Genomic DNA, 17,605 nt, shown 5'->3' on the forward strand with positions numbered 1-17,605 from the left:
ATGCTAGAGAAAATAATCAGTGCTTCGATAAAGCAACGTGCGATGGTGTTATTACTCACCTTAGTGGTTGCAGTGATCGGTTATCAAGCCATGCGCACCACCCCATTGGATGCCCTGCCGGACTTATCTGATGTGCAAGTGATTGTTAAGACCTCATATCCAGGTCAAGCACCGCAGTTAGTCGAAGATCAAATTACTTATCCATTATCCACAGCGATGCTGGCTGTACCTGGGGCGAAAACCGTACGTGGGTTTTCGATGTTTGGCGACTCATTCGTCTATATCATTTTCGAAGATAATACCGATATCTACTGGGCACGTTCACGGGTTTTAGAATACCTATCACAAACCCAAGATCAGCTCCCAGAGGGCGTTAGCCCCACTTTAGGGCCTGATGCTTCTGGTGTCGGTTGGGTATTTCAATACGCCTTAGTCGATAGACAAGGTAATCACGATTTAGCCCAGCTGCGTTCATTGCAAGACTGGTTTTTAAAACTGGAATTACAAAGTGTCGAAGGCGTATCTGAAATTGCTACGATTGGCGGCATGGAGCAATCTTATCAAATCGTGGTCGACCCACATAAACTCGCCCTTTATCAAATCGATTTGATGACGGTTAAAAATGCGCTAGCAAGCTCTAATAGCTCTGTCGGTGGCTCGGTTATTGAAATGGCCGAAGCCGAGTACATGATTACTTCATCGGGTTATCGACAAAACATTGAAGATTTTGCCGAAATTCCTTTAGGGGTGTTATCTGATGCTGGCACACCAGTATTAATGAAAGATGTGGCGCAGCTGCGAACAGGCCCTGCAGCGCGTCGTGGTATTGCTGAACTTGATGGTAAAGGTGAAGTCGTTGGCGGCATTGTGGTTATGCGCTATGGCGAGAATGCCCTTGAAACCATTAATAATGTTAAACAAAAGATTAAGCAAATTGAAAGCGGTTTACCTGAAGGGGTTGAATTAGTTATCACTTACGATCGCTCAGAACTTATCCTCAATTCTGTGGATAATCTGATGCACAAAGTGATGGAAGAGATGCTGGTCGTTGGCCTAGTTTGCTTACTATTTCTATTACATGCTCGCTCAACACTGGTTGCCATAATCACCCTGCCATTATCTATATTAAGCAGTTTCATTATCATGCATTTTATGGGGGTTAATGCCAACATCATGAGCTTAGGAGGTATTGCCATTGCCATAGGCGCCGTTGTCGATGCCGCCATTGTCATGGTAGAAAACGCCCATAAACATTTAGAGCGATATCGGGCTGAGCACGGTAAACCACCCGAAGGTGAAGCCCACTGGCAACTAATTAAAGAGGCCTCTGTTGAAGTAGGGCCTGCGCTATTCTTTAGCCTGCTAATCATCACCTTAAGCTTTATTCCTGTATTTGCACTGGAAGCTCAAGAAGGCCGTTTATTCCACCCACTGGCGTTTACTAAAACCTTTGCTATGGCGTCTTCTGCAATACTGGCCATCACCTTGATCCCAGTATTAATGGGTTATTTTGTGCGCGGTAATATCCCTGATGAACGCAAAAACCCCATCAGTCGATTTTTGATTGCCATATACCAGCCATTACTCAAACTGGTATTAAAATTTCCTAAATTCACCATCTTATTAGCGCTGGTCATTTTAGCCAGTGCTTACTATCCGATGACAAAGATGGGCTCTGAGTTTATGCCAGAACTCGCTGAAGGTGATTTACTTTATATGCCTACAACCCTGCCAAGTGTCAGTGCAGGTAAAGCCGCTGAAATTTTACAGCAAACCGATAGATTGATTAAAACGGTACCAGAGGTCAAAAGAGTATTTGGTAAAGTGGGCCGCGCGATGACCGCTACCGATCCTGCACCATTAACCATGCTTGAAACCACCATCATGCTTAAACCACATGCTCAATGGCGTGAAGGCGTGACCTTAGAATCTATTATTGCTGAATTACAGAGAACGGTGAAAGTGCCCGGCATGACTAACGCATGGGTGCAGCCGATAAAAACCCGTATCGATATGCTGTCCACCGGGGTTAGAACACCTGTCGGCATTAAAATATCGGGTTCAGATGTGGCCGAACTGGAAAAAATTGGCGCTGAAATCGAAGCGGTAATGAGCCAAGTGCCAGGCACAACATCAGCATTTGCGCAGCGAAGTAGTGGTGGACGTTATATCGATATTGAGCCGAAACTAAAAAATGCAGCTCGATATGGTATGACCCTAAGTGACATCCAAGATGTGGTGCAAATCGCCATCGGCGGTATGAATATAGGGGAATCAATTCAAGGTCAAGAACGTTACCCAATTAACATTCGTTATCCACGAGAGTTACGTGACAGCATCGAAAAACTCAGAGATTTACCGGTATTAACCAAAACCGGTAAATATCTGCCATTAAGCGTTTTAGCCGACATCACCATCAGTGATGGACCGCCCATGCTTGCCAGTGAAAATGGCCGTTTAATCTCATGGGTGTTTGTCGATATTAAAGATATTTCTATCGGCGAATATATCGAGCAAGCGCAAATAGCCTTAGGCCAGCAAATCACTTTGCCAGCACGTTATAGCTACAGCTTTGCGGGTCAATATGAATATATGCAGCGTGTTGAAGCCAAGATGGAGTTAGTCATTCCACTAATGCTGGCAGTTATTTTTATATTACTGATGCTGACCTTTAACTCGTTTGCTCAAGCTTCAGTAATTATGCTGAGTTTACCCTTTGCCTTAGTAGGCAGTGCCTGGTTTTTATATTTGCTGAACTTCAACTTTTCGGTTGCGGTATCTGTGGGGATGATTGCCCTTGCGGGTGTCGCCGCTGAATTTGGCGTGGTGATGCAGGTGTATCTCAACAACAGTATAAAAGACCGAAAACATCATGACACTCTCAATAGCAAAGATGATTTACGCCAAGCATTGATTGAAGGTGCTGTAATGCGGATTCGCCCCAAAGCGATGACAGTTGCGACCATATTTTTTGGCTTACTGCCGATAATGTGGGGCACAGGAACCGGTAACGAAGTGATGCAGAAAATTGCCGCACCTATGGTTGGTGGCATGGTCACTGCGCCGCTGCTATCGCTGTTTGTTATTCCAGCCATTTATTTACTAATCTATGGTCGTAAACTCAGTAACTAGGTTTACAAAGTCACTCATAAACACTAAAAAAGGCGCTTAAGGCGCCTTTTTATCTATAAAGCCACAAGCTGAATATAAGCTTGTTAGCTTGGTTCACTGAGTACGCCTTGCTTTTCTCGTGCCAGTTGCATCATCCTTAAAAGACCCCAAACCATAATACAACCTCCGACTCCAACCATAGCAAACAGCAGTATTGGATTCGCCAGCATCGGATAAGCAGCAGTATCAAAACCTGCAAACAAGCCATATAAACCCGCCGCCATTAATAACGTGCCAGGAAAATCAATGACTGCCACCATGGTCATTTTCTTTTGAATTACCGCGAGTTTTTCGTCCTTTGTGAGTGTCATAAGTCTTCCTTGATTAGATTTACAGTTTAACTTTCAAGCAATTATTCTACTTCAGACGCTACCTCGGTCAATGCAATAATTGAAAAAGTGCCGCCTTGGGGATCATCAATCACCGCAAAACGACCCACATCCGGAATATCCGTAGGCGGGACACAAATTCGCCCGCCTAGAGCTTCGGCATCTTGAGCCATAGCATCACAATCTTGCACACTAAAATACAGCATCCAATGGGGCGGGGTATCACCCCACTCGGACGTCATTTGCATCATACCGCCAATGGCTTGCTTATCCACCAGCCATTGCACGTAATCAGCTATGCCCATTGAAGACATATCAAGGCTGTTAGTCTCAAAGCCAAGCGCTTGGGTATAAAAATCGGTTGATGTGGCCAGATCGCGGCACATATATTCAACCCAGCACAAAGTATTGGGCTCAAATGAGCGCTTAATGCCGATATGGTTAATGGCCTGCCAGATTGAAAATCGTGCGCCATCAGGATCTTGGCACACAGCTATAATCCCTGAATCACCAACAGAGTGAGGGCCTGCAATAATTTGTCCACCCGCAAGCCTAATGGCTTTAATTGTCGCCTCAACATCATCAACGGCAAAATAAAGCTGCCAATGGGTTGGCAAACTCTCCATCTCTTTGGGCATTTGATACATAGCCGCAATGTCATCACCCGCTAACTGCAACATAGTGTAATGACCCTCAGGCATGGGCATATCATCAGCCTGCCACTGAAATAGGCTTTGGTAGAATGCTTTCGCGGCATACCAATCATGACTGGCAAGTTCGACCCAACAAGGTTGCCCTTGTTTATAGTGTGACACCTTCATACACCTCACCCTGCTGTTGATAATGACTTATAAGAATAAAGGTTTAAGCTGAACCTAAATGACAACACTCTTTAAGTTAAGACACTTTTAAAGCTAAAGTCGAGTTGGCAATAATGGTTGGTTATTCGTATAAAAAATGACATTTAAATAATAAATACAACTTAAAATCATAGCCTTATATAGACAACAATATCAGCAAGCCATGGCTAGTCACTATCGGTCACAAGTCGTAAATTACACACACCTTTAGTCAAAATGCTAACAGTCACATCCTTACTTGCTAGAAAACGCCCATAAAAAAGCCCTTTTCAAAGGGCTTTTTGGAGGTCATTTCGGTGTTTAAACACCACTTTATCTAGCTAAAGTATTATTTATAAACTGGCAGTAACTCAGCCATCGCCAACAAATGACATGCGCCGGTGATGACACCGAATGCAATAATCACCACAATCAATGGCGTACCACCTGGGACTCTAAAGCTCTTCTCATCAGGGAACATTTTGCGCGATTTGTATGCCATCATGGCTGGCACTATCGCCGCCCAAATGGTCGCCGCTAATGCCGCAAAGCCAATGGCAATCAAGAAACCATTAGGGAATAACAAACCTAATACTGTCGGCGGGATAAAGGTGATCGCAGCTGTTTTAATGCGGCCATTATTGCTTTCTTCAAAGCCAAATAAGTCAGCTAGATAATCAAACAAGCCTAAGGTCACCCCTAAGAATGATGACGCCACAGCAAGATTAGCAAACAAGGTCAACATGGTATTAAGCCATTTACTCGCCATCACATCTGACAGAGCGCCCACTAACACACCCATATTGCCGCCCTGGGCAATAATGTCGCTGAACTGACTACGGGGAATGTTGCCCATGGTTGCCACTAACCAACAGCTGTAAATAACTAAGGCGATAAACGTACCAATAAAGATGGCTTTTAAAATCACTTTAGGTTGTTTGCCGTAATACTTAACTAGGCTTGGCACATTGCCGTGGTAACCAAAACTGGCCAGCCCAAAAGGTAGCGCCGCTAAAATATAAGGCGAGAAACTCGCCTCACCATCTGGCATTAATAATTTTGCGCTATCAATATCAATCAGCAGATTTCCGATGGCGAGAAAAAAGGTAATTAACATCCCGCCAATCATAATGGTGGTAATGCGATCAACCGCTTTGGTACTGATGATCACCACTGCAGCAAGTACGACGGCAAACACTAACCCTGCGATCGGTTGAGGTAAGTTAATCCCCATCCCCGCAAGGGTGTGATTAACAATCGAGCCACCACCACTGATGTAAGCATAGGTCAGGATGTACAACACGAAAGCAATAGATAACCCGTTAATAATCCGCCAAAACTGGCCTAAGGTTACCTTAGTTAAGGTGTCAAAACTGTCACCGGGTTTAAAATGCAAATTGGTTTCAAGTAGCATCAGACCTGACACCAGCATACAAAACCAAATACCAATTAACATGACTAATGAATAGCCAAACCACATGCCTGCACTGACCACAGGCAAAGAAAACATACCAGCACCGACTGTGGTACCGGCGATGATCATAGCACCGCCCAATAAGGATTTATTTTGCGGTTGAGATTGTGTCGAACTCATAAAATTAGTTATTACCCATGTTCCATTGTGACACTATCAACAATGGTTTTTCGAACAGATAAACGCAGCATACCATTGGCATGATCACGTATTCGGATGACTTCAAATTGATTATCGTTAGCGGATAAATACCCTAATTCTTTTAATTTCACACTCAAATTATTGTAGAGCTTTTTATCATAAAACTCAGGCGCAGTAATTCCATGTAAAGCACCTAAACGCTGAGCCAATAAATGGCTGGCGCTTTCTAAATCAGAACGCTCAATTTCTGGTTTGTAAGCCAGTAAATTAAAGATAATCGCGTAACGCTGTAGGGTCTCACTGACCGTGGCGGACAATAACATTAACTGAGTGACATTACTTTGATTGACTTCAAAGTGATCGCTACCGGAAATTAGCTTTTGTTCAACAAACAAATCAAGCACTTGATCCACATAGGCACTTAAATCTTCAATGCCCATAAACAGCTCAGCTTTCAATAATGGGTAAAAATCATTAACAATTTGCTGGATTTTTTCTCGGCTAAATTCTTCATATTGCACCAAGCAACTGGCGATTAATGAAGGCACTGCCATTAGATGAATTATGTTATTGCGATAATAGCTCATCGCAATCACTGAGCTATCTTCAATTGCGATAATTTCGCCGATGGCATCTGTGGTTGAGGTAAATTTATTCAGCGACAAACATTGCTCAACTAGGTCATGAGCTGAGCCCTCAGCCACCGACGCATACTCAGTATAAGGAACATCCTTTAAGATTTTCAGGTAGAGGTCTAGCTGGGTTTCAAGCTCACTGCGCTGCAGGGCGTTTTGCTCTGAAGCCAGCAGCGCCATACTTGCTAATGTCACCGAACTCGCTGCGGCGGCGCCATTGATGTTAGTCATCACTTTATTGGCCAATACATTTACTGCTGGCGTTAACCATGATGGCTTTTGATCCGGATCTTGAGCAATTTCTTCACGCCAATTTGGCGATTGTTGATTTAAAAATTGCTGCACATTGATTGGCTCGCCAAAGTTAACGTAACCTTGGCCAAAGTTGCCTAATTTACGCAGCGCACCAAAGACCTGCCACACTGATTCTTTTTGCTTTTTCTTACCGCTTAACTCTTTATGATAGGTGGACACTTCCATCACATGATCATAACCAAGATAAACTGGCACTAAGGTTACTGGGCGTTCAATGCCCCGCAGTACACAGTTAACTGTCATCGCTAACATGCCGGTCTTAGGCGCTAATAAACGACCGGTACGAGAACGACCACCTTCGGTGAAGTATTCAACCGAATAGCCTTTAGCAAATAACTGATCTAAATACTCACGAAACACTGCGGTATAAAGTTTATTACCGTTAAAGCTACGACGAATAAAGAAAGCACCACCACGGCGGAACATAGGGCCTGCTGGCCAAAAGTTTAAATTAATACCGGCGGCAATATGCGGCGGCACCATGCCTTGGTAATACAAAATATACGACAGCAGTAGGTAATCCATGTGGCTACGATGGCAAGGCACATAGACAATTTCATGACCATCATGATGCAGCTTACGCACTTTTTCAGCGCTTTTAATGCTAATACCGCTGTATAACTTATTCCACAACCAAGTAAGAAAGCGCTCAGCAATACGCACTAAGCTGTCTGAGTAATCCGCTGCAATTTCATCTAAATACTGAATAGCTTTTTCGCGGGCTTTGTCTTCAGGAATTTTTTTATTAAGCGCTTCTTCTTTTATCGCTTGAGCAATGGCATCAGACTTTAATAATGAGTTGAACATTGCCTGACGATTTGGCAGTTGTGGGCCTGTCATCACTTTACGTTGGCGTCTAAAGTGCACTCGCGCCACACGGATAAGTTTATGCGCAATACTGACATCAGTGCCGTGTTCATCAGCCATATAACGTAGCGACATAGCATTTGAGAATTGAATAAAGCTATGGCGACCTAAGAACAAAATCATCAACCATTTACGTAACCAGGTCGGGTTTTCACGCTCAAATACGGCTGCGGTCATGGTGTCATCTTCTTTACCAGGGATACGTCCCCAATACAGACTCACTGGCACCAATTGAATATCAAGTTGATCATTTTTTTTATGTAAGGCTAATAAGCTGGTGAAGTTATCAACAAATTTTTCGCCACTTAAACGCTTGCCAAATAGAGGCTTACGACCTTCAATACACACAATTCTAGGGGTATTTAAGCCATCAACGTCTAGTCGCTCATAAGGGCTCGGTAAGCCATATTTGGCGGTCACTTCATTTAATGCCGCAATATCACTGAGTGATTCTGTCTTCATCACATAGACCACTGGTTTATCTGGGTCTAAGTTCAGATCGGCAAAGGGATCTTCAGGCACAACAACCGTGTGCACCATCAGTTTTTGAATCCAACGTAATGATTTTGCTATGATTGAGTCAGGTTTTAACATGAGTGTTCGCATATTCAACATCAATTAATTGGCCATAGAATACCAGATAATGGTTCAGTTTCACTAACAAGGGTCTATACAGAGAATATTTGTTCAGTAAAAATAGCCATATCCGAATAACAACCAACCTATTTTCAATCAACACTACTGTATAAATATACTGTTTAAACAAACGATGTGAGAAATAGCCAATTTCATCGGTTTAAAAAGCTGACTTACCTTCATTAACTAAATAATTAAATTACAGATACTTAACCGTGCCCCCATATATAGCCAACAAGAATTAGATGATAATAGTTAAATTAATTTGGTTAATACTTGCGCGACCACCGATACTGTATATAATGACAGTCACTGTATAAAAAAACAGGAATCAATATGAGACCTTTAACGCCACGCCAAGCTGAAATATTAGAGCTAATTAAATGTAATATCGCCGAAACAGGTATGCCGCCAACTCGTGCAGAAATTGCAACTCGATTAGGCTTCAAAAGCGCCAATGCCGCTGAAGAACACTTAAAAGCACTGGCAAAAAAAGGCTGTATTGAAATTATTCCTGGTACCTCTCGCGGGATCCGCATGGTGCAGGTGGAGGAGGAAGTTGAAGCAGGCTTACCACTTATCGGCCAAGTTGCTGCAGGTGAACCTATCCTTGCTCAAGAGCATGTTGAACAGTATTTCCAAGTTGACCCAGAAATGTTTAAGCCCAATGCTAATTTCTTACTACGCGTTCGAGGCGACAGTATGAAAGACATTGGTATTTTAGAGGGCGACTTATTAGCAGTGCATAAAATGCAAACTGCCACCAATGGTCAAGTTGTAGTGGCACGTCTTGAAGACGATGTAACCGTGAAAAGATTTGAAAAGAAAGGCAATATTATTTATTTACATGCTGAAAATGCAGAATATGAGCCGATTAAAGTTGATTTAAGTTGCCAAAACCTAACGATTGAAGGGCTTGCTGTTGGCGTTATTCGTAATGGAGGTTGGTTATGAACACATTAATAGGCAATGCACCGCGTCACCCTGGATTATGGGTAGATATGGCATCTGATCCCTTACCCACTAAACAAGGGATTGAAACCAAGCGCACCCAAAACCAAGGCTTAACTGAATTGACTCAATTATGCAGTCAGTTAGCCATTTTAAGTCAGCAAGGCCGTTGGATTGTACTGATTAATCCGCCGCATATCGGTTATAAGCAAATTCTTGCTAATGCCAATGTTCGTATGGACAGAGTATTGTTAGTTCACACCAAAGATGAAGTCGAAACCCTGTGGGCGATGGAAAAAGCGCTCACTAACGGTACTTCAAGTGCAGTAATTACTTGGACACCACCATTAGATGCCCGCGACAATCGCCGCATTCAATTGGTTGCCAAAAATGCCTTAGCCCAAGGGCTTATCATTGAAGATGTAAATACTCACTTACCTGAAGGCGACCCATTAACGCAAACTTTAGCAGTACCGACTCGGGTAAACCTTACCTCGTTTCACTAGTAAAATATGACTAAAAAAGCCCTTCACTACGCTGAGGGGCTTTTTTTTGCACTTTTTTCAGCAAATTAGATGATAAAGTGATCTTGATCAATATTTAATCTCCAAGTAATGTAGTTAACAAGGTAGTAACAATTTATCGTACTGCCGAGAATAAATGTCAAAAAGATACAAACGCTATTAAAAGATTGAGCTGGTACCGTGCGGTATAGAAAGCCTTGAATGTAAAGCGTCAAATATAATTGATAAGTTCAGTATTAGGTACAAGTGTGGCACCGTAACGTAATAACATAATTGAGTTTTCAAGCTCAAAGCCACCGTGTACTTTGAAATGATCAAACTTTTTCGGGTATGAAAAGTTTGCATAGAGCAGAGTATTACTGTGTGGCTTTTCTTTGTAATTGCAATTCGCAATTAGCAGAGGAGTAGTCTTGTGAAGCGATTGTTGTACGGATTAATGGTGGCGTTGCTTGCAACCCCACTCACAGCGGCAGAGATGCCCTTAAACATGACTCAAGGTGTAACAGAGATCAGTGGCCAGGTTTACGACCTGCATATGATTATTTTGTATATCTGTTGCGCCATTGGTGTCGTGGTCTTTGGGATCATGATTTATTCCATGATCTATCACAGAAAATCTAAGGGTGCAGTTGCAGCCGACTTTCATGACAGTACCAAGGTTGAAATAGCTTGGACAGTATTGCCATTTCTAATCCTAATTGGCATGGCAATCCCAGCAACAAAAACGCTGATTGCTATGGAAGATCCCAGCGATGCTGAACTGACAGTCAAAGTGACGGGCTCTCAATGGAAATGGCATTACAGCTATTTCAATGAAGATGTCGAGTTTTTCAGTTTATTATCTACCCCAGCAGACCAAATTACTGGCACCGCAGATAAAACCGACACCTATCTTTTAGAGGTCGATAAGCCGCTGGTTTTACCAATAAATCGTAAAGTACGTTTTTTAATGACCTCGGATGACGTTATCCACTCTTGGTGGGTACCAGCATTTGCCGTTAAAAAAGATGCAAATCCTGGTTTCATCAATGAAGCTTGGACTAAAATCGATAAAATAGGTACTTATCGAGGCCAATGTGCCGAACTATGCGGTAAAGATCATGGCTTTATGCCTATTGTTGTTGAAGCCGTCTCAGAAGCAGACTTTGACCAATGGCTAATCGACCAAAAGCAATTTGCTGTCGATGCTAAAGCCGCTGCACAAGCCTCACTGAGCCAAACCCTTAGCTATGACGAGTTAATGGCCCAAGGCGAACAAATCTACATGGGTCGCTGCGCGGCTTGCCACCAACCTAATGGTGCTGGTTTACCTGGCGTCTTCCCTTCCCTAATTGGCAGTCCAATGATTAAAGGCCCAGTGTCTGGTCATATCGATATTGTCGTTAATGGTAAGCCTGGCACTGCGATGCAAGCGTTTGCCAAGCAGCTAACGGCAACTGAAATTGCTGCAGTAGTCACTTATGAGCGTAATGCTTGGGGTAATGACTCTGGCGATACCGTGCAAGCGGCTGATGTGAGTGGCAATGGGACAAATTCTAGCGCTACACCAACCACTGCTGACGCTCCTAGTGCAGGCACTTCTATCGCAGACACGTCAACGCCTGTGACTTTACCAGCAAGCTTACCTACAGCTGAACAACTTGAAGACACTGCAACACAAGCTGTGACTGAAGCGGCAACACAAGCAGCAGAAGTTAAAGCTGTGGTATTGGATGACTTGACGATGGATGAGTTAATGACCATGGGCGAGCAAGTCTATATGACTAGCTGCGCTGCATGTCACCAAGCTGCTGGTACTGGCTTACCTGGCGCGTTCCCTTCATTAGTAGGCAGCCCACTCATCGTCGGTCCAGTGACGGATCATCTTAATATTGTCATCAATGGTAAACCTGGCACGGCAATGCAAGCATTTAACTCGCTACTTACGCCACAACAGCTTGCTGCAGTGGTGACTTATGAGCGAAATGCCTGGGGTAATAACTCTGGCGATGCAGTTCAGGCTGCTGATGTTGTTGGTCACGGAAAGTAAGGGATTAAAATGAGCACAATTACACAAGATTCACCAGCCGCTCACGACGATCACCATGATGACCATCATCATGGGGCGCCAAAAGGCATTATGCGCTGGGTTTTAACCACTAACCATAAAGATATTGGTTCAATGTATCTGTGGTTTAGTTTCATTATGTTTTTAACCGGCGGCGCAATGGCCATGGTCATTCGTGCTGAGTTATTCCAACCCGGTTTACAGTTAGTTGAACCTAACTTTTTTAACCAAATGACCACAGTCCATGGCTTGATTATGGTATTTGGCGCAGTCATGCCAGCCTTTACCGGCTTAGCTAACTGGCTCATTCCAATGATGATTGGTGCGCCAGATATGGCACTACCGCGGATGAATAACTGGAGCTTTTGGATTTTACCTTTCGCGTTTGCGATTCTACTTAGCTCGCTATTTATGGAAGGTGGAGGCCCCAACTTTGGCTGGACTTTCTATGCACCACTGTCAACAACCTATAGCCCTGATAGCACAGCATTATTTGTGTTCTCAGTTCACATTATGGGCATAAGCTCGATCATGGGTGCTATTAACGTGGTGGTGACCATTGTTAATATGCGTGCTCCGGGTATGACTTGGATGAAGCTGCCATTGTTCGTCTGGACTTGGCTGATTACCGCCTTCTTGCTAATAGCAGTGATGCCGGTATTGGCAGGTGTAGTAACCATGGTACTGACTGATAAATACTTTGCCACCAGCTTCTTTGATGCTGCTGGCGGCGGCGACCCTGTGATGTTCCAGCATATTTTCTGGTTCTTTGGCCACCCCGAAGTCTACATCATGATTTTACCTTCATTCGGGATTATCTCGGCCATTATTCCCACCTTTAGCCGTAAAAAGCTTTTCGGTTATGCCTCCATGGTATACGCCACCTCAAGTATTGCGATTTTGTCCTTCCTAGTTTGGGCGCATCACATGTTCACCACCGGGATGCCAGTATTTGCAGAGCTATTCTTCATGTACTGCACCATGTTAATCGCAGTGCCTACTGGGGTGAAAGTGTTTAACTGGGTTGCAACTATGTGGCGCGGCTCAATCACCTTCGAAACCCCGATGCTGTTCGCCATTGCATTCATCATCTTATTCACCATCGGTGGCTTCTCTGGCTTGATGCTAGCGATAACCCCAGCGGATTTCCAATACCATGATACTTACTTTGTGGTAGCGCATTTTCATTATGTACTGGTGACTGGCGCAGTATTTTCCATTATGGCTGCAGCATATTACTGGCTACCGAAATGGACAGGATACATGTATAGCGAAACATTAGGTCGTTGGCATTTCTGGTGCAGTGTTATTTCAGTGAATGTACTGTTTTTCCCAATGCACTTTTTAGGCTTAGCAGGCATGCCACGTCGTATTCCAGACTATGCAATTCAGTTTGCTGACGTAAACCAAATTGTCTCTATTGGTGGTTTTGCCTTTGGTTTATCACAACTGATTTTCCTCGCTGTGGTACTGAAATGTATCAAGGGCGGCGAAAAAGCTGCGGATAAGCCATGGGAAGGTGCTGAAGGGTTAGAGTGGACTATTGCCAGTCCTGCGCCTTATCACTCATTTACCACCCCACCAGAGGTTAAATGATATGAGCCAGCCAACAAAATCAAACCGTAATTTACTTATTGGCCTAGTACTGGGTTCAATAGGTATGTTCGGCTTTGGTTTTGCGCTAGTGCCTTTGTATGACGTGCTTTGCGATGCCTTGGGGATTAATGGAAAAACCCAAAGTACTGCCAGCAGTTATGAGGCTGTGGTGATTGATAAAGACCGTACTGTAACCATTGAGTTTATTGCCCAAGTACAAAGCAATATGCCGTGGGAGTTTGTGCCAAAAGTGAACCGCATGCAGGTTCACCCCGGCGAACTCACACGTACTGCGTTTTTAGCGAAAAACTTATCTTCAAATAACCTCGTAGGCCAAGCAATACCCTCGGTATCGCCAGGCCAAGGCGCGGCTTATTTTAATAAGACCGAGTGCTTTTGCTTCAATCAGCAACCCCTAGCAGCAATGGCCGATGCTGAATTACCGTTAATTTTTTACGTGGATGCGGATTTACCTGAATCCATTAACACTTTGACTCTCTCTTATACCCTCTATGATATTACAGACAAGCAGACTGCAGCCATAGAGCAAGGAGCAGCAAGATGACAACAAAACATGAAAACTACTACGTGCCAGCGCAAAGTATCTGGCCAATTACCGGCGCTATCGGATTATTTCTGATTGCATTTGGCGCAGGTACCTACATCCAACAACTTTCAACTGAACAATCTTCTGGCGGCTACACCCTAATCGCGGGTATTGCTGTAATTATATTTATGCTGTTTGGCTGGTTTAAAAATATCATTGATGAGTCAATGTCAGGTTTATATTCAGCGCAAATGGATCGCTCTTTTAGACAAGGCATGAGCTGGTTTATTTTCTCAGAAATCATGTTTTTCGGGGCATTTTTTGGGGCATTGTTTTACGCTCGAATGGTAGCAATACCTTGGCTCGGCGGTGCATCAAATAATGCCATGACCCATGAGGTATTATGGCCAACATTTGAAGCCATTTGGCCGCTAGTGAAAACCCCAGATGGTACCACCACTGAAGCCATGGGTTGGGGCGGATTGCCGCTGTATAACACCCTCATTCTACTGACCTCTTCAGTCACCTTGCACTTTGCCCATGTGTCGTTAGAAAAATCAAAACGTGGCGCACTGAAGGTTTGGTTAGGACTGACTATTTTGCTGGGTATCGGCTTCTTGTTTTTACAAGTTGAAGAGTATGTCCATGCCTACCAAGAAATGGGGCTCACACTCACCTCAGGGATTTATGGTAACACCTTCTTTTTGCTAACTGGCTTTCACGGTATGCACGTCACCTTAGGCACAGTATTTCTAATAATCCTGTTCTTTAGAGTATTGAAAGGTCACTTCACCCCAGATAATCATTTCGCCTTTCAATCCGGAAGTTGGTATTGGCATTTTGTTGATGTGGTGTGGTTATGCTTATTTATTTTCGTGTACGTCTTATAAGGCTGCAAAGCTAATAAGGTCTAGGATTTGGGCTTATCCAGCCAAATCCTAAGGCCAGTAACAATAACAACATCACTAACGCAGAAAAGATCACTCGACGACCTAAATATTGGCTCATAGATTGTTTATTTTCCGCTTTAACCATAATAAATAGGGCTCTGGCTAAATTAAATAATATGAATACAAGCAGCAGTACTAAAACAAGCTTGAAAATAACTAAGGTATCTAAGGTTCCCACGGGCTCTCCTTTGCGCGTTTGGCGACTTTCTACTGGGTTATTGCTAGTTGTTACTGTGAGTGTGTTTTCTATTTTGGTCAAGCTCGGTTTATGGCAACTTGATAGAGGAATTCAAAAACAAGCTTGGCAAGCCACCTTAAGTGAAAGGCAAGCGTCCAGTGAATTGGATTACCACACTTTTTTAACGCTAGATAGCAGCGGTCCACTAACGGGTTATCGCATTAACGTCACCGCTAAGCCCGTTAATGAACAAATATTACTGCTTGATAATCAAGTTTATAACGGCCAAGTGGGTTATCTGGCTTATCAAGTATTTGCAATATCAGCCACAGAGCCATGGCTACTGGTTGAACTAGGCTTTACTGCAGCGAATAAAGACCGCCGCATATTACCCGATTTAGCGCCATTGCCTGCGGCGCAATATCAGCTCACAGGTCGAGTGTATCAGCGCCAAACCAATCCCTTAAGTGACCAACTTTATGTGGAACAATTTACAGTAGAAAACCGTGACGTGATCCGTTTTCAAAATTTAAATCTCGTGGCCTTAGCAGAGAAAATAGGTCATCAACTGGCACCGGCAGTACTGCAGCCAGATATAACACCGAACATGACACTAGCAAAACCATGGACACCTATTCCACTGTCAGCCCAAAAACACCAAGGCTATGCATTGCAATGGTTCACCATGGCAGCAGTATTTTTATCGCTAATGCTATGGCTTGGTTGGAAAACATTTAAGCCTAAAATTAAGACCTAAAGTTAAAATCTAAATACAAGAGTAACTAAATTAAAAATAGTGACTTAAGTAAAAAAAACTCATCCTATAACAAAAACAGTCGTAACAAGAGGAGCAAGTATGAACTCCCCAGCAAAACCTAAAGGTAACAAGACATTATATCTACTGCTGCTGGTATTTATTTTACCGGTGGCTATGGCTAAATTAGTCTTGAGCCTAGATTTATATAACGGCGCCGCCACTAACAAAGGTGAGCTAATCGGCGCACAACTTAATTATCAAACCTTAGCCATGACCAACCCGCAGCCGCATATGTGGCAGCTGGTGTATTTATTACCAAACCAATGCCTAGAACAATGTCAGCAACGTTTGTATGTCATGCATCAAAGCCATATCGCCTTAGGTAAACATCAAGATCGCGTCAGCCCAATTATTTTACTCACCCCAGATAGCGACACCGCAATTTTAACTAAACTGCAAGTGCCGTTTGCTACAGCCAGTGCCAGCCCTGCAATGGCCGCATTACTGACAGAGCAGCAAATGATTATTGTCGATCCCCTTGGTAGCCTAGTCATGAAATACCCAGGTATTATGGGCGAGCAAGAAAATATTGCCCAAGGTAAGTCGATGATTGGCGATTTACGTAAGATGCTTAAACTATCGAGGGTCGGGTAATGGTGATAAAAAACCTGCTCAAATTTACCTTAGTATTTACCTTTACGGTGATATTAATGGGTGCCTACACTCGGCTGTCAGATGCAGGCCTTGGCTGCCCTGATTGGCCAGGTTGCTATGGTCATCTTGTGGTGCCTAGCGCGCCTGATGCAATAGCAAAAGTTGAGACTGCATTCCCAAATCAAACGCTAGAGCCTGACAAGGCGTGGCTGGAAATGATCCACCGCTATATCGCTGGCACTCTTGGATTACTGATTTTAACCATCCTTATCATCTGCTTAAAAAGAGCCGATGCGCCCAAAAAGCTACCCATACTGATTTCCGCCCTACTGCTCTTTCAAGCTGCCTTAGGCATGTGGACTGTCACCATGAAATTAATGCCCATCGTAGTCATGGGGCATTTAATTGGTGGCTTTAGTTTATTCGCTTTACTGCTACTGCTGTATTTACGTACCCGGCCACTGCGGATCCCTGGTGGTGACACTTATGCCAGAAAACTCGCCCCCTTTGCCATGGTCTGCTTAATTGTACTGGCGGTTCAAATTATTTTGGGCGGCTGGACGTCATCGAATTACGCAGCATTAGCCTGTACCGCCCTGCCAATATGTGAAGGTAACTGGGTCGATAATCTGCAATTTGCTGATGCTTTTTCACCGTTTCAAGGGACACATCCAAGCTTTGAATATGGCGTATTGGAATACCCTGCCCGCATGACAATCCATGTTACTCATCGTATTTGGGGCGTGATTACCGCTGCCTGTTTAGTGTGGTTAGGATTTAAATTACTTAAAGCACGCTCACACACAATACGTAAAAGTGCTTGGCTGTTATTTGCCCTAGTGATCATTCAAGTGGGCCTTGGCATCAGCAATATTGTCATGCATTTGCCTTTAGGGATTGCTGTATCGCACAACGGCGGCGCAGCGCTATTGTTACTTACCGTTATTTTCATCAACTACGCGCTGTGGCGTAAAGCTTAAGCAAGGATTCTATT

At 43.7% G+C, this 17,605-nt stretch carries 15 protein-coding genes; 10 read left to right on the plus strand and 5 right to left on the minus strand.

Annotation, left to right across the window (positions count from 1 at the left end):
- On the plus strand, positions 1-3,132 hold the full coding sequence (locus tag Q4591_RS03765) for an efflux RND transporter permease subunit (RefSeq protein WP_303459453.1): 3,132 nt from the start codon (positions 1-3) through the stop codon (positions 3,130-3,132).
- Positions 3,133-3,215: 83 nt separating this feature from the next.
- On the opposite strand, the gene Q4591_RS03770 is transcribed toward Q4591_RS03765, so the two are convergent.
- The 4 genes from Q4591_RS03770 to plsB form a co-directional block, all read right to left on the minus strand.
- Positions 3,216-3,482 (minus strand): hypothetical protein, encoded by a 267-nt coding sequence (locus Q4591_RS03770; protein ID WP_303459455.1) that lies wholly within the window; start codon positions 3,480-3,482, stop codon positions 3,216-3,218.
- A 41-nt stretch (positions 3,483-3,523) separates the two neighbouring features.
- Positions 3,524-4,321: a VOC family protein gene (locus tag Q4591_RS03775; protein WP_102440138.1), complete on the minus strand. Its 798-nt coding sequence runs from the start codon at positions 4,319-4,321 to the stop codon at positions 3,524-3,526.
- A 367-nt stretch (positions 4,322-4,688) separates the two neighbouring features.
- A complete protein-coding gene (gene mtr, locus Q4591_RS03780; RefSeq protein ID WP_198590916.1) occupies positions 4,689-5,933 on the minus strand; it encodes a tryptophan permease in 1,245 nt (414 codons plus the stop codon).
- A gap of 11 nt (positions 5,934-5,944) precedes the next feature.
- On the minus strand, positions 5,945-8,365 hold the full coding sequence (gene plsB, locus Q4591_RS03785) for a glycerol-3-phosphate 1-O-acyltransferase PlsB (protein WP_102440136.1): 2,421 nt from the start codon (positions 8,363-8,365) through the stop codon (positions 5,945-5,947).
- 378 nt (positions 8,366-8,743) lie between these two features.
- Here plsB and lexA point away from each other — a divergent pair, with 378 nt between their 5' ends.
- The 6 genes from lexA (at position 8,744) to Q4591_RS03815 (ending at position 14,962) form a co-directional block, all read left to right on the plus strand.
- A complete protein-coding gene (gene lexA / locus Q4591_RS03790; RefSeq protein ID WP_076538206.1) occupies positions 8,744-9,361 on the plus strand; it encodes a transcriptional repressor LexA in 618 nt (205 codons plus the stop codon).
- A complete protein-coding gene (locus tag Q4591_RS03795) occupies positions 9,358-9,864 on the plus strand; it encodes a cell division inhibitor SulA (protein ID WP_102440135.1) in 507 nt (168 codons plus the stop codon). Before lexA ends, Q4591_RS03795 begins: the two co-directional genes overlap by 4 nt.
- Positions 9,865-10,294: 430 nt before the next feature.
- Positions 10,295-11,911 (plus strand): cytochrome c oxidase subunit II, encoded by a 1,617-nt coding sequence (coxB, locus tag Q4591_RS03800; protein WP_303459458.1) that lies wholly within the window; start codon positions 10,295-10,297, stop codon positions 11,909-11,911.
- Between the two features lie 9 nt (positions 11,912-11,920).
- Positions 11,921-13,525, plus strand: a complete 1,605-nt coding sequence (gene ctaD / locus Q4591_RS03805) for a cytochrome c oxidase subunit I (protein WP_102440133.1) — start codon at positions 11,921-11,923, stop codon at positions 13,523-13,525.
- 1 nt (position 13,526) lies between these two features.
- Complete coding sequence (locus Q4591_RS03810) at positions 13,527-14,090, plus strand: cytochrome c oxidase assembly protein (RefSeq protein WP_102440132.1); 564 nt, start codon at positions 13,527-13,529, stop codon at positions 14,088-14,090.
- Positions 14,087-14,962 carry a cytochrome c oxidase subunit 3 gene (locus Q4591_RS03815; RefSeq protein ID WP_076538215.1) on the plus strand — a complete coding sequence of 292 codons (876 nt, stop codon included), beginning with the start codon at positions 14,087-14,089 and terminating at the stop codon, positions 14,960-14,962. Before Q4591_RS03810 ends, Q4591_RS03815 begins: the two co-directional genes overlap by 4 nt.
- Before the next feature lie 10 nt (positions 14,963-14,972).
- On the opposite strand, the gene Q4591_RS03820 is transcribed toward Q4591_RS03815, so the two are convergent.
- Entirely contained in the window at positions 14,973-15,200 is a 228-nt protein-coding gene (locus tag Q4591_RS03820) for a DUF2909 family protein (protein ID WP_076538217.1), read from the minus strand.
- Between the two features lie 10 nt (positions 15,201-15,210).
- Between Q4591_RS03820 and Q4591_RS03825 the strand changes: the two genes are divergently transcribed.
- The 3 genes from Q4591_RS03825 to Q4591_RS03835 all read left to right on the plus strand — a co-directional run bounded on the left by Q4591_RS03825 (position 15,211) and on the right by Q4591_RS03835 (position 17,591).
- Positions 15,211-15,957, plus strand: coding sequence for an SURF1 family protein (locus tag Q4591_RS03825; RefSeq protein ID WP_347232002.1), 747 nt, complete (start codon positions 15,211-15,213; stop codon positions 15,955-15,957).
- A gap of 99 nt (positions 15,958-16,056) precedes the next feature.
- Positions 16,057-16,611 (plus strand): hypothetical protein, encoded by a 555-nt coding sequence (locus Q4591_RS03830; protein ID WP_102440130.1) that lies wholly within the window; start codon positions 16,057-16,059, stop codon positions 16,609-16,611.
- A complete protein-coding gene (locus Q4591_RS03835; protein WP_102440129.1) occupies positions 16,611-17,591 on the plus strand; it encodes a heme A synthase in 981 nt (326 codons plus the stop codon). Before Q4591_RS03830 ends, Q4591_RS03835 begins: the two co-directional genes overlap by 1 nt.
- Positions 17,592-17,605: the final 14 nt, after the last annotated feature.

Source organism: Shewanella sp. 3_MG-2023, assembly GCF_030548765.1.
Taxonomy (GTDB): domain Bacteria; phylum Pseudomonadota; class Gammaproteobacteria; order Enterobacterales; family Shewanellaceae; genus Shewanella.

Excerpts from the sequence above, each read along its gene's own strand:
- Q4591_RS03815 (WP_076538215.1), top strand. The coding sequence starts at position 14,087 with ATGACAACAAAACATGAAAACTACTACGTGCCAGCGCAAAGTATCTGG.
- Q4591_RS03795 (WP_102440135.1), top strand. The coding sequence starts at position 9,358 with ATGAACACATTAATAGGCAATGCACCGCGTCACCCTGGATTATGGGTA.
- Q4591_RS03830 (WP_102440130.1), top strand. The coding sequence starts at position 16,057 with ATGAACTCCCCAGCAAAACCTAAAGGTAACAAGACATTATATCTACTG.
- Q4591_RS03810 (WP_102440132.1), top strand. The coding sequence starts at position 13,527 with ATGAGCCAGCCAACAAAATCAAACCGTAATTTACTTATTGGCCTAGTA.
- lexA (WP_076538206.1), top strand. The coding sequence starts at position 8,744 with ATGAGACCTTTAACGCCACGCCAAGCTGAAATATTAGAGCTAATTAAA.
- Q4591_RS03770 (WP_303459455.1), bottom strand. The coding sequence starts at position 3,482 with ATGACACTCACAAAGGACGAAAAACTCGCGGTAATTCAAAAGAAAATG.
- mtr (WP_198590916.1), bottom strand. The coding sequence starts at position 5,933 with ATGAGTTCGACACAATCTCAACCGCAAAATAAATCCTTATTGGGCGGT.
- Q4591_RS03765 (WP_303459453.1), top strand. The coding sequence starts at position 1 with ATGCTAGAGAAAATAATCAGTGCTTCGATAAAGCAACGTGCGATGGTG.
- Q4591_RS03835 (WP_102440129.1), top strand. The coding sequence starts at position 16,611 with ATGGTGATAAAAAACCTGCTCAAATTTACCTTAGTATTTACCTTTACG.
- ctaD (WP_102440133.1), top strand. The coding sequence starts at position 11,921 with ATGAGCACAATTACACAAGATTCACCAGCCGCTCACGACGATCACCAT.
- plsB (WP_102440136.1), bottom strand. The coding sequence starts at position 8,365 with ATGTTAAAACCTGACTCAATCATAGCAAAATCATTACGTTGGATTCAA.
- Q4591_RS03775 (WP_102440138.1), bottom strand. The coding sequence starts at position 4,321 with ATGAAGGTGTCACACTATAAACAAGGGCAACCTTGTTGGGTCGAACTT.